The following is a 13829-nucleotide window of genomic DNA, read 5'->3' as shown; positions in this document are numbered from 1 at the left end:
ATTGGTCTGTTCGTCACATTTCTTGATCATTCACTGGTTTGTTACCACTGTCCGTCTTCTGGTTCGCCAAACGTTTGCGGAGTTTCTTAATTTCTTTCCCAGGCGGAGTGAGACTGACGAGTTTATCGCCGGCTTCCGGTGTCACCCGAATTTCCTCAGTATAAAACCGCATATGTCCGGACGGCTTCATAACATACAAGAGAACCGTATGCTCATCCTTATCATTTAAGTATTGCTTGTAGCTGTACTGATTTGTGATCGACGTTTGGCGGAACACGTAATGATTGGAAAGTTTATGGTTTAATTGGTCCAGCGATAATTCTTTCTTAAACAAAATCCGCCCAGCCACTTTATTGACGGTATCCCCCATACTATGGAGGTCATATCGGTACGGGCTCACTTTAAACACATTCGTCCGGCCGAATTCGGGCATGAATGTCGTACAGACCAAGGCGTTATAGGAATTATACTCGGTTGCCGCAATCATATATTCGTACGGATTCGTGTCCAACTGATATTCCGTCTGCTCGGACAGCATCTCCCCGTGAAAATACGGGACACCCGCAGCGCGGGCTTTTCGCAGCCGTTCCCATGATGAGTCAACAATCATAACAGGGGCATTCACTTTTTTCAGAGATTGAGCCAGGTTAACGGTAAATGAATTGCTGCCAACAATCAACGTTCCCGGCCGGCCTTCCAGGGACAGATGCAATTTCCTGGCGAGCCACCCGATAGAAAATCCATGAGCAACAACGGTGGTAAACACTAAGGCGAATGTGATCGTTGTAATGAGCGATGCATCAACATAGCCCGCCTCCGATAAGATCGAAGCAAAATAGCCCGATACAGTTAGCGCGACAACACCTCGCGGGGCAATCCAGCCGAGCAGCGCTTTTTCGTTTATAGACAGGTTAGTGCCAATGGTTGATAGAAAAATCGACAGAGGACGTACCACAAACATCATGAGCAATACATAGCCCATAATATTCGGATCAAACACCTTCAGAAGGGTATCGACTTGCAGGGAAGCCGTCAACATAATAAAAATAGCCGATATGAGAAGAATCGACACATTTTCCTTAAAGTGACGCATGTCGGCAATCGAACTGATGCCCATGTTGGCCAGGGTCATGCCCATCGCCGTGACCGCGAGCAACCCGGTTTCATGAATAATGACATCAGCAAGTGTGAAACAGCCAATAACGACCGTGAAGACGGCCGGGGATTTAAGAAATTCGGGCATATAGCCATGTTCAAACATCCAACCGATTCCTTTGCCGCATGCCCAACCCAATATGGCTGCAAAGACAGATGCCGCCAAAAACGTGATTAATGCGGAGCCATCGGGATTCTCGGCTGTCAGGTAGCTGATAATTTCAAAAGCAAATACCGCGAGAAGCGCACCAATCGGATCAACAATGATGCCTTCCCATTTCAAGATTTTCGCGGGTCTCGGTTTCAACTTCGACTGACGCAAAAGCGGCATGATAACAGTGGGCCCCGTCACAATAAACAGCCCACCAATAACAAAGGCAGCCGCCCAGCTCAAATCAGCTATATAATGGGCGGTCAATGACCCGAGAATCCATGACAAGAATGCCCCGATCGTTGAAATACGGAAAACCGGACGCCCTAGACCGCGAATTTCCTTAAAACTTAAGTTCAAACTTCCTTCAAACAGGATGATCGCAACAGCAACAGAGATAATCGGATTATATAATTCACCAAAATCGTCCTCCGGATCCATCAGTCCCAATATTGGTCCAGCAAGCAGTCCAATAATGGACATGACAACAATGGCCGGCATTCTGTAACGCCATGCCGCCCACTGGGAACCGATGCCCAAAAGTCCGATAAGCATAATTTCAAATAGAACAGATGAAGGCATATATTACCCCCTAACGTATCGTGTTAAAAACAGACAATAACATAAGGTTATTTTAAATGGGGAAAAAGGGATTGTAAACTGATTTAATGACAATCAATGGATCAATCACCACCCCCCTCTGTCGCGATCTGAGACCAAACGTCATGAGAACATGCCCCAGTGTGATTAACCAACTGAATGTGAACGAGTCAGACACTCTGCCGATTGATATTTTCCTATATTGACAGGCTAAGACATTCTTGCTAAACTTCTTTTGTTTTGCAGTCAATAGAACGCTATAACGATTCTGATTATTTATTTTTTTATAAACAATAGCAGCATGAAAGGATCGATACACGATGAAAAAGGATGTCTGGATCATTGGCTTTATGCTTTTTGCATTATTTTTTGGTGCGGGTAATTTGATTTATCCCCCAACGCTTGGATTGGAATCCGGCACAACGTACTGGGCGGCTATTGCCGGGTTTATTATTACCGGGGTTGGGCTACCGATCATGGCTGTCACAGCTATTTCCACGGTAAAAAATGGCGCGGCAGAACTGGCTGATCGGGTGCACCCACTGTTCGGAGCCATATTTACAGCTGTCGTTTATCTTGCCATTGGACCATTTTTCGGCATTCCGCGTGCAGCTACCGTTGCGTTTGAAATGAGTGTCGAACCATTCACTAGTGTCTCCCCGTTCCTGTTATTTCTGTTCACCATTATTTTCTTTCTACTTGTGTATCTGGTCAGTATTAACCCATCGAAAATGGCTGACCGGATCGGCGAATTTCTGACACCGTTATTATTGCTGGCGATTGTTATACTTTGTATCGGCGGGATTCTACTTCTGGATGGTGGCACACAGAATCCGGCTTCCGCCTATGCCACGGCACCATCTTTTACAGGCTTTGTGGAAGGTTATTTGACAATGGATGCGATTGGGGGACTCGCATTCGGCATTATTGTCATCCAGGCATTTAACGATCGAGGCGTATCATCACGGAAACAGCTCATTTCAGCCACCCTGAAAGCCGGGGTGATCGCCGGAATCGGACTATCATGTGTGTATGCAGCGCTGGGGTGGATTGGAACGAGAATGGGCACATCTGAAACCTTTGCCAATGGCGGGGATATATTGGCCGCTGCAGCTGATACGATGTTCGGCCATTTCGGGACGATGCTGCTCGGCATTATCGTTGCACTGGCCTGTTTTACGACATCGGTCGGACTGGTTGCTGCATGTGCTCAATTTTTCCATAAACGGACGCCTCTTTCGTACAAACAAATTGCTGCTGTGGTAACGATCGTTAGCTTTTTGATTGCCAACCAGGGGCTGAACACAATTATCCGTGTTTCGGTGCCGGTATTGACATTTATTTACCCAATTGTCATCGTCCTGATTGCGCTCACGTTTCTGAATCGTCTGTTTGGTGGTGCAGCGTATGTTTACCGCGGGGCCATTCTCATGACGGGGGTGGTGTCGTTATATGATGGACTGATTGACTTCGGTATCAGCATGCCGGCGCTCACTTCGATGATGGAGCACCTCCCCTTCTTCGCCAGCGGCATTGGCTGGCTTGTACCGGCATTGATCGGCGGCATTGGCGGCTATGTCATCCAACGAAATCGAACGCCATCGCATTCCGGGTAAAGAACTGGTTTAACAGTTCTTTTTTTATAGAATCCGCTTAAAGAGATATGTTAGGATAAGGAAAGATAAAGGGGAATCAAGTGATGCTTGAACAAGCGGAGACCATATTGAAAACATATTTTGGCTATCCATCGTTCCGTTCCGGTCAACGGCAGACGATGGAACATATTATGGAAAAAAAGAACACCCTCGCTGTCATGCCGACGGGCGGGGGCAAATCGTTGTGCTATCAGATCCCGGGCATGGCAATGGATGGAACAGCTATCATCATTTCCCCGCTTATTTCGCTGATGAAAGATCAGGTGGATGCGTTGGAGGCGTTGGGAATACCGGCTACCTACATAAACAGTTCGCTCACGGGTGATGAACAGAACAAACGCCTGAAGGCTATTGAAGCTGGTGAGTACCAATTCGTCTATGCGGCACCGGAGCGTTTTGAATCCGCCGCTTTTCTGTCTGTCATGAAACGGATTCCGATAGCTTTCGCCGCATTTGATGAAGCACACTGCATTTCCCAATGGGGGCATGACTTCCGACCGAGCTACCGGTCGATCGTCAACAGCCTGGAACAAATCCCGGATATTCCGGCGATTATCGCGCTGACAGCGACCGCTACCGAAGACGTCATTGCCGACATTCAGACGTTGCTGAACATCCATGATGACCATGTCGTGAAAACCGGATTTGAACGGGACAACTTGTCGTTCCATGTTGTCAAAGGGAAAAACAAACAAACCTACATCCGTTCGTTTATGAACGAGCACCGGCATGAATCCGGAATTATTTACACCGCGACCCGAAAACAGGCCGATGCACTCGCGGACCAATTGGAACGATGGGGAATGGCAGCGGCAAAATACCATGCCGGCTTAACCGAAGACGAACGAAAAACCGCTCAGTCCGCCTTCATTCATGATGAAAAAACCGTCATGGTCGCAACGAATGCATTCGGTATGGGCATCGATAAATCGAATGTGCGGTTTATCATTCATTATGCGATGCCGATGACGATGGAGGCCTACTATCAGGAGGCAGGCAGAGCCGGTCGTGACGGCGAACACAGTGACTGCATCCTGCTGTTTTCGCCGCAGGATGTCCAGCTGCAAAAGTTTCTGATCGAACAATCACCCATGGATGATGCAGCGAAACAAAGCGACTACCGAAAATTACAAGCGATGATGAATTATTGTCATACGCAAAGCTGTCTGACGTCTTATATCTTAGACTATTTCGGCGACGTATCCAATCGAGAGGGCTGCAATCGTTGCAGCAACTGTGAGCACCGACAGGAACGTGTTGACATCACCGAGGAGGCCCAAATGATTCTGTCCTGTGTTAAACGAATGGGGGAGCGATTCGGCATCACGATGACGGCAAAAGTATTGAAAGGCTCAGGCGACAGCCGATTACGGCGTTTTCGCCTGGATACGCTGTCCACTTACGGCCTCCTCTCTGCCTATACGGAAAAACAGTTGGGGGAACGGATCCAATTCCTCGTTGCCGAACAATTTTTGGCCACCGCGGATGGGAAATATCCGACATTGCAGCTCAACGAGAACTCAGTCGATGTGCTGAAAGGAAAACAGACGGTCTGGATGTATACGGCCCCCATTCCTGTGAGCGAGGACGCCGACTACCGTGAAGATTTGTTTGCATCACTGCGCGACCGGCGGAAGACCATTGCTGATGAACAGGGTGTACCACCATATGTACTGTTTTCAGATGCCACGTTAAAAGAATTCAGCCGCTACTTTCCGGAAACAAAAGACGCGATGCTCGCCATTAAAGGCGTTGGCGAGAAAAAGTTCGAACAATACGGGGAAGCCTTTCTTGAGGTGATCAACGAATGGCGCTACAACAATCCGAATATCACCCGCCCCGTTAAAATAGCCGGTAAGCGTCCATCCGTAAAAAGAGAAAAACAATCGGACGACCGGCCGAGCCATATGATCAGCTATTCGCAGTTCCAATCGGGAAAATCTGTGACTGATATCGCCGTATTACGCGGCATGACGGAACAAACGGTTGAGGATCATCTATTTAAAGCGTATAAGGCTGGACATCCTATTACCTGGGAAATATTTTTTCATTCTGACGACGAAGCGGCCATATTACAAGCGCGGGAACAACTGGACGAACCGAAGCTAAAGCCAATTAAAGAATCGTTGCCGGAAAGGTTTGATTATACAGCTATAAAGGCTGTGTTGGTGAAAAATGGACTTATGTAATGGCATGGATGGGAAATTGAAAGCACGGGGCTGGGACAAGACTAAACGTTAGACACTAGATACGAACGATTGTCCAGATACTTTAAATAATGTTGGGATGCATTTAACTATCGCTGCGGAAAAATACTTCGCTTTCCGGGGGCGGCTGATGAGCCTCCTCGTTCTTTGCACTCCGGGGTCTCATCTAAGGCCTTTGCTCCCCCAGGAGTCTACGTATTTTTCCTCCGCTAATTGAGGCAAAAACCCGTTATATAGAGAGTAAAATCCGAACTGATTCAGATTATTTGTGAATCACTGTTCGGATTTTTATTTGACTAAACGTCTTTTGTCATAGCCTTTTGTTTGGCTGGTGTATATACCGGCACACGGGTTGCGCGACTTTTTGTTTGAGCTGCGCGCGTTGTTCGATTATCGCGTGCGTTTTATCCTAAGTTGCGCGAGTTTCCTTCCAAACTGCACAACCTTTGCCTTTAGTTGCGCGAGTTTCCCGATTATTGCGCGATTACAACCTTTATTGCACAACTTTTCACGCGAGCCGCGCGAGTTGCTCAATTATGACGCGACCCTCGTCTCGAATTGCACGCCTTTACCTTACCTTTTTACATTCAGTGCCCAGGTGCCGTTGCGGAAGACGGCTTCGGTAGTGCCATCCTCAAACACGCCGTCAATGTCTAAATCGGCCGAGCCAATCATAAAGTCAACATGATTGAGGCTGTCGTTGACGCCGTGTGCATCCAATGCGTCGTCACCCATGCTTGAGCCACCTTCCAAATTCGTTGGATAGGCTTTCCCGAGTGCAATGTGACAGGACGCATTTTCGTCAAACAGCGTATTATAGAAAATCAGCCCGGACTGTGATACCGGCGATTCATCCGGGACAAGCGCCACTTCGCCAAGCCGGCGCGACCCTTCATCCGTATCAAGCAAATGTTTCAATGTGTCTTCTCCTTGCTCAGCTTGATAATCCACTACTTTTCCGTCTTCAAATGTCAGCTTAAAGTTATCAATGACACTGCCGCCGTAATTTAATGGTTTTGTGCTGGATACCGTGCCGTTCACACGATATTTATGCGGCATGGAGAAAACTTCTTCAGTCGGCATGTTCGGATTAAACCGGACCCCTTGCTCCGATACGGCTGATCCGCCTTTCCACACATGGCCATCCGGCAGAGCAATTTCCAAATCGGTGCCTGGCGCCCGGAAGTGCAATGTCTTATATTGTTTACCATTCAGAATTTCGCGGGCCGTCTCCAGCGTTTGATTATGGTCTTCCCACGCAGCAACAGGATCCTCTTTATCAACACGGACAATGCTGACGATCGCATCCCACAGGTGATCGACCGCGTCGTCACGAGATTTTTCCGGGAAAACCTTTTGAGCCCAATCCCCCGTCGGAATGGAAATAATCGACCAGGTAATCCGGTCATTCATCGTGTACTGCCGGAATTCTTTCATGGCTTCAGCGGACGCTTTGTTCGCCATAGCCACCCGGGATGAATCAATATCTTTCAAAAGATCGGGGTTTGAGGCGTTAATCGACAGCACCGCCGCTCCGTCTTTGGCGTAGCCTTCATAAAGATCGACTTTCCACTGCGGAATGGTTCCGATCACCTCATCCGGTGCATGTTCGAATTTCAAACGTGTCAATTCGTCGTCCGCCCAATTAATATGTACGTCTTTGGCGCCCATATCGTAGGCTTTCCGGGCAACGACCCGGGCGAAATCGGCCCCTTCAATCGGTGCGTTAATCATGAGTGCCTGATTGTCCTGCAGATTGACACCGGTGCGCAAAGCCAGGTTTGCGTATTTTTCCATCGTTTGTGTCGATACCATAGTGATCCCTCCAAATAGCCAAATGAAATTTCCATTGTTATTATTTCATATATGTGAAACATTACCAAATCATGAATCGCTCATCCCGTTACGATTGATTCCACGGGTAGCTGGTTGAAAATGTCGTCGCCATCTCTTTGGACTGTTTTCGCCGTTGCTTCCGTTGTTCAGCACGTCCCGGAGCCGAGGCGTTCAATTGCTTCTCATGATCGGTTTCCGGATAAACGTGCGGAATCGGTGTCGGCTGTCCTTCATCGTCAATGGCGACGAATGTCAGAAAGGCTGTTGTACACACGTTTCTATCACCTGTCAGCAAATTTTCGGAAACCGTTTTGATAAAGACCTCCATCGACGTGTTATGCGTCCACGTCACAAACGCTTCCACGCAGATCGAGTCGCCTTCTTTGATCGGCTCCAAAAAGTCAATCGAATCCATGGATGCTGTAACGACCGGTAGTCTCGCATGCCGGACAGCAGCAATAGCGGCCACATCATCAATATGGGCCATCAGCTTGCCTCCGAACAAGGTTCCATGGTTATTCGTGTCAGGCGGGAGCACGTGCGTTGTTTTAACAGTCAATGAATTGATGCACGGTTTCGATTCCATATCTATTCCTCCATGTCGTTGCTTGATTCGTTATCGTAGGTTCATATCAGGTAACCGTTCCTATAAAATCGGTGACAGCAGCCGTGAAATTGATTCTTTGAACCGGATGCCGAGGGAACGGGTCAGATACAGTTTTCTCGTCATTTGCGTTGAAACGGCAATATCATTCTTGTATGCGTCAAGAAGCCGCTCGGCCAACCCTTGATCATACAGGAACGCATTCACCTCAAAATTAAGTCGAAAACTGCGCACATCAATATTCGCTGTGCCGACCGAAGCAATTTTCCCGTCAACAATAATCGTTTTGGCATGCAGGAAGCCTTTCTGATAAATATACACCTCTGCTCCAGCTTTCAATAGGTCCCCGACATACGACATTGTTGCCCAATATACGAACATGTGATCCGGTTTGCTCGGAATCATCAGTTTGATATCCACCCCTGACAGCGCCGCAATGCGCAGTGTATCCTGCAGGCTCTCATCGGGAATGAAATAAGGCGTCTGAATGTAGACATACTCTTTTGCGGACATAATCATTTTTATGTAGCCATTTTTGATCTGTTCCCATTCGGAGTCTGGCCCGCTGGAGACAATCTGCACACCCACATCGCCGCACGGCTCATAATCATAGTACCGTTTATCATACGGAATGTCATTTCGAGATGCCTGATTCCAATCAAGAACAAAGCGCGTTTGCATCTGGGCAACCGCATCACCGCATATACGCAAGTGTGTATCACGCCAGTATCCGAATTTTTTATTGTGTCCGAGGTATTCATCACCAATATTAAAACCACCGATATAACCAATTTGCCCATCAATGATAGCGAGTTTACGATGATTTCGGTAATTGATCTTCAAATTGATTTTCGGGATTTTCGCCGGAAAAAATGATTCGATTTCAATACCGGCATTGCGCAGGCGCCGCACAAATTTTTTACTAATGCCGCGGGATCCCAGATCATCGTACAACACCCGCACGTCAATTCCCTGCTGTACCTTTTTAATTAAAATATTGGCAATGGACATACCCAGCTGGTCATGACGGAGGGTATAATACAGCAGATGAATATGGTCCTGGGCATGTTCCAGATCGTCCAATAAAGCTGAAAATTTTTCCTCCCCATCTGTAAAAATCCGGACACTATTATCCTGTGTAAATATGGCGTCATCATTGTGCAAATGCATATAAAAAAGATTTTTGTAGGCCGTCAGCCCCTTGTGTTTAAATGAAAAACGATTCTCTTCCATAGCACGCAGTTGATTCTGCACCGACGTTTTCACACCAAGTTTGCTTTTGGTGTCCCACGTAAAAATGCGCTCACGGCTAATACGTCTTCCAAAAATTAAATATAATATAAATCCGGCAATCGGAATAAACATGAGTACCATTAGCCATGCCCACGTCGACGTTGCATCCTTGCGCTCCAGGAAAATAATCGTCAGTGCCAGCGCAATATTAAATACCAGTATCCCCCAAACAAACAATGACCAGACACCCAACGACAAAACCTCACTTTTTCAAATACCAATACCCTTACTATAGCATAATTTTTACCGCGCTGGTATGTGTATAACGTTGACATTTTTAAAATATGCATTTACCAGTCTGTCATACAGAAAAGAAAAAGTCGCACCTCTGTTTATTTTCCTTTATCTGTTGACGTTTACACACATATATGTTTATAATATTCACTAAATTAATAATAACATCTCTTATCAAGAGCGGTGGAGGGAATAGGCCCAGTGAAGCCCGGCAACCGGCAAGGCATATGCGTTGCAAGGTGCTACATCCTACAGGTCGGAGAGATCTGAAGATAAGAGGAGGACGGTTACATACAAAAACCCCTCTTCTCTTATGGAAGAGGGGGTTTTTATTGCACCTCTTCCTCCAGACAAAGTCATAACACTTACTATTAAAGGAGGAATTATTGATGAGTGATTTTCATCGTAACAACCAGGAAACACAACTGCTTCACGGAGGACAGGAACCTGACCCGTCAACAGGATCACGGGCGGTGCCCATCCATCAGACGACGTCCTATGTGTTTCGGGATTCCGAGCATGCGCAAAATGTGTTTGGTTTGGCTGAACCGGGAAATATTTATACCCGTATCACCAACCCAACCATCGATGCATTTGAACAACGTATGGCGCTTCTAGAGGATGGCTCAGCTGCTGTTGCTACCTCCTCGGGCATGGCAGCCATTACTATGGCGATTATGACCATTGCCGGAAGCGGCGATCACATCATATCCGACAGCAACCTGTACGGTGGCACATACAACCTTTTTGCCAACACACTGCCCAAATATGGCATTCAAGTTTCATTTGTCGACGGGACGGATCCGGAGAGCATTAAAAACGCCATAACAGATCAAACAAAAGCAGTCATTGGCGAAATTATCACCAACCCGAGCCTGAATGTGCTTGATCTGGAAACCATCAGCGGTATAGCTCATGATCATGGCATTCCTCTGATTATCGACAATACGTTTGCAACACCGTATGTTACCAAACCGCTTACGTGGGGTGCGGATGTGGTTGTCCATTCAGCAACGAAATGGATTGGTGGCCATGGCACGTCGATTGCCGGTGTTGTCGTTGACGGAGGCCGATTCAATTGGGCGAATGGCAACTTCCCGGAATTCACGGAACCGGATGATAGTTATAACGGCTTGCGGTATGCTGATCTCGGACCGACGGCTTTTGGCACCAAATTGCGCGTTCAAATGCTCCGAGACATCGGTGCCTGCCTGAGCCCGTATAACGCCTTTTTACTTCTGCAAGGTCTCGAAACACTGCATTTGCGAATCGAGCGTCATAATGAGAATGCTAAATACGTTGCTCGGTACCTGCAGGGGCACCCGGCCGTCGAGTGGGTTAATTATCCGGGTCTGTCCGATCACCCCGCCCATGAAACGGCGAATAAGTATTTGCAAAACGGGTACGGATCAATTATTACATTTGGCATTAAAGGCGGACGTGACGCCGGAAGAAAACTGATCGACAACGTCACACTCTGGTCCCACGTTGCCAATGTCGGTGATGCGAAATCGTTAATTATCCATCCGGCATCGACCACCCATCAGCAACTCAGCGACGAGGATTTGGTTAAAAGCGGCGTTTCCGAAGAACTTGTCCGTCTGTCAGTTGGACTGGAATCCACATCGGATATCCTTGCTGATCTTGACCAGGCCATTGTTAAAGCAACCGGCGAGGAACCGACGATTCAGACGACGGAAGAAGACGCCATCAGCTGGCTGCTTGCATCGCCGTTCGACCGCACCGGTGGAGGCTTACGCCAAAAAACGATCGCACTCATCAGTGATGATCAAACGGACAGTGCATGGGCGGCAGCGCATCAGCTTAAGACGCTGGGTTTCCAAATTATCCACGTCAATGCACCCGCATCCGACGCCCCGTCCATCGCGAAGGATGAAGGCAGCCCGGATATTATCGACGCCGTGTTGATCGCCGACAATGAACTTGCACCGGAACGGATCGACGAACTCACGCGGCTCAATGGAAAAATAGTGTGGATACAGCATTCCCAACCTGCGACGAAAACAGTGAACAAAGCTGCCGAGGCGGGTATTACCGTTATTTCCGGAAAAAATGCGTATGACGAAGCTGTGCGCCTCCGAAGCAGCAGTGCCCAATAAACACATCTAATGCACTAAAATCCGCTTATAAAACTTTCTATACAGGAGCGAGTACACCCTATCGTGTACCGCTCCTTTTTCACTTTATAGGGTGTGTTCGACTGTTGTCTGAGGGCCGATGTTTGAATATAGCGTATATCGGGGATTATTTTAAGCGCGCAGCATGGTATAATAAAATAAATAAACGAATAATCCTTAAAGATAAACCATTCTCTTTTTACAATAGCAACAGGGATTATGCAGCATGGGTGTGAAACGTATGAACAAAAAGCTCATCACCGGCATTCTGATTAGTGTACTCATTCTGTGCACGGCCGTTTTTTTTCTCATAAGCAATCCGGATGAACCAGTAACTCAACCATCTGAAACCAACACCGACGATCACGACCAACCATTACGCAAATCCCAATCGGAATCCGGTAACGATAAAAATGACAACGAATCGCCGGAAGTGGAAGTGGAAGAGAAAAAGGAAAAGGACAACAATCCTGACGAAAAAGCCGACGAATCTGGCTCCCGATTGCAGGAGCTGCTGAACAAAGCCGTCCGAAGCACCATTAATTTTTTTACAAAAGAACATATGCACGTAGCGGCAGTTGGCGACTCATTGACACAAGGTGTTGGCGATGACGTTGTAGAGGGCGGTTATATCGGCATTTTGGATCAAAAAATCAACCAGGATGAGCAACGGGTTACATTCGATAATTTCGGAAAGCGCGGCAATCGCTCCAGTCAACTTTTAAAACGACTGGAAAAACCATCTATTCAGGAATCTATCAAACAAGCCGATATTGTATTGCTGACTATTGGCGCCAATGACGTCATGCAAGTCGTGAAAAAGAATTTCCTCAGTTTGGAAATGAGCGATTTTAAACAACCTAGGAAGGACTATAAAACCCATCTCGAATCCATTTTTACTACCATTAAAAATCTTAATGACGATGCATCAATTTACCTGATCGGCTTCTATAACCCATTCAGAAACTATTTTAAAAATTTGGAAGAACTGAATACCATCATCAACAATTGGAACCAGACAGGTAAAACGGCCACCTCCAACTTTGATCGGACGAATTTTATCCCGATAGCCGATATGTTTCATGCAGAAGACAAAAACGTATTTGCGGAGGATAACTTTCATCCCAATCATAGAGGATATCAACTGTTTGCCAGGCGTGTTCTCCATTCTATAACAACCGATCAATAAGGGGGTGAGACGTTGCCGAAGCTTGATAAACCGGGGATATGGAGGCAACTGTTCCTGTGGCTATGTGGTGTGAATGCACTTATTATTATTGTCATTGTAGCACTGCTATTTTGGCCCGTATCTGAAACTGACACACCCGAACCCACCAAGGAAGATACCAAACCAAGTTCCGAATTTATTGTTCGTACCAGCAAACAAAATCTAAATGAGCTGGTCAATGCCTATATCGATAAACTGTTGAAAGGCAGCAATCACCATTATCAGGTCACATTGAAGGATAATGTAAAATTGGTCGGGGAATTGCCTGCTTTCTCCTCTTCTGTCCGAGTTTCGCTGCAACTGGATCCGGTCGTACAGAATAACGGGGACGTTATTCTGAAGCAAAAATCCATCTCTATCGGACAACTGCAACTACCCAATAAAAAAATTATGGAGTATTTAAAGAAATATTTGCCGATGCCGAAATGGGTGACGGTTGATCCGGCCAACGAAGAAATTTATGTAGCGGTCACCGATATGACTATCCGGAGTAACTTCCGGATCAGTGTGGAACAATTTGACCTCAAAGCAAACAACCTTGCTTTTAAAATCAACGTGCCTTATGAATCACTTGGTATTGAAATGGACATTGAATGAATGGGTCATTGTTCAGCCGAATTGGCGTGTGATCCCAATGGAAACTGTTATTTTAACTCATATGTGTAAAATAATTCTCGGGGCCACCTGAGGCAATTTTCTAGTCAAAAAAGAGAAGGCACTCTATCATG

At 46.8% G+C, this 13829-nt stretch carries 9 protein-coding genes and 1 riboswitch; of the genes, 5 read left to right on the top strand and 4 right to left on the bottom strand.

What is annotated here, in order from left to right:
* Positions 1 to 13: 13 nt before the first annotated feature.
* The gene (locus ABDZ72_RS05425; RefSeq protein WP_343751659.1) at positions 14 to 1888 is read right to left on the bottom strand and encodes a cation:proton antiporter; all 1875 of its coding nucleotides are present in this window, start codon (positions 1886 to 1888) and stop codon (positions 14 to 16) included.
* A gap of 338 nt (positions 1889 to 2226) precedes the next feature.
* On the opposite strand from ABDZ72_RS05425, the gene brnQ reads away from it, so the two are divergent.
* Both brnQ and recQ read left to right on the top strand, forming a co-directional pair.
* A complete protein-coding gene (gene brnQ, locus ABDZ72_RS05420; RefSeq protein WP_343751658.1) occupies positions 2227 to 3522 on the top strand; it encodes a branched-chain amino acid transport system II carrier protein in 1296 nt (431 codons plus the stop codon).
* A gap of 83 nt (positions 3523 to 3605) precedes the next feature.
* Complete coding sequence (gene recQ, locus ABDZ72_RS05415) at positions 3606 to 5750, top strand: DNA helicase RecQ (RefSeq protein ID WP_343751657.1); 2145 nt, start codon at positions 3606 to 3608, stop codon at positions 5748 to 5750.
* Positions 5751 to 6341: 591 nt separating this feature from the next.
* On the opposite strand, the gene ABDZ72_RS05410 is transcribed toward recQ, so the two are convergent.
* From ABDZ72_RS05410 to cls, 3 genes are all read right to left on the bottom strand, one after another.
* Complete coding sequence (locus ABDZ72_RS05410) at positions 6342 to 7583, bottom strand: aminopeptidase (RefSeq protein WP_343751656.1); 1242 nt, start codon at positions 7581 to 7583, stop codon at positions 6342 to 6344.
* Between the two features lie 88 nt (positions 7584 to 7671).
* The gene (locus tag ABDZ72_RS05405) at positions 7672 to 8190 is read right to left on the bottom strand and encodes an acyl-CoA thioesterase (protein ID WP_343751654.1); all 519 of its coding nucleotides are present in this window, start codon (positions 8188 to 8190) and stop codon (positions 7672 to 7674) included.
* Between the two features lie 60 nt (positions 8191 to 8250).
* Positions 8251 to 9693 (bottom strand): cardiolipin synthase, encoded by a 1443-nt coding sequence (cls, locus tag ABDZ72_RS05400; RefSeq protein WP_343751653.1) that lies wholly within the window; start codon positions 9691 to 9693, stop codon positions 8251 to 8253.
* A gap of 210 nt (positions 9694 to 9903) precedes the next feature.
* Positions 9904 to 10014: riboswitch (SAM riboswitch) on the top strand.
* A 110-nt stretch (positions 10015 to 10124) separates the two neighbouring features.
* On the opposite strand from cls, the gene ABDZ72_RS05395 reads away from it, so the two are divergent.
* The 3 genes from ABDZ72_RS05395 (at position 10125) to ABDZ72_RS05385 (ending at position 13698) form a co-directional block, all read left to right on the top strand.
* Positions 10125 to 11855 (top strand): PLP-dependent aspartate aminotransferase family protein, encoded by a 1731-nt coding sequence (locus ABDZ72_RS05395; protein ID WP_343751652.1) that lies wholly within the window; start codon positions 10125 to 10127, stop codon positions 11853 to 11855.
* Between the two features lie 244 nt (positions 11856 to 12099).
* Positions 12100 to 13062 (top strand): SGNH/GDSL hydrolase family protein, encoded by a 963-nt coding sequence (locus ABDZ72_RS05390; protein ID WP_343751650.1) that lies wholly within the window; start codon positions 12100 to 12102, stop codon positions 13060 to 13062.
* Between the two features lie 12 nt (positions 13063 to 13074).
* Complete coding sequence (locus tag ABDZ72_RS05385; protein WP_343751649.1) at positions 13075 to 13698, top strand: YpmS family protein; 624 nt, start codon at positions 13075 to 13077, stop codon at positions 13696 to 13698.
* The last annotated feature ends 131 nt before the right edge of the window (positions 13699 to 13829 follow it).

Source organism: Lentibacillus halophilus, assembly GCF_039522485.1.
Classification (GTDB): domain Bacteria; phylum Bacillota; class Bacilli; order Bacillales; family Amphibacillaceae; genus Lentibacillus; species Lentibacillus halophilus.
Note: the sequence above shows the minus strand (reverse complement) of the source record. Positions and strands in the feature narration are given on the sequence as shown.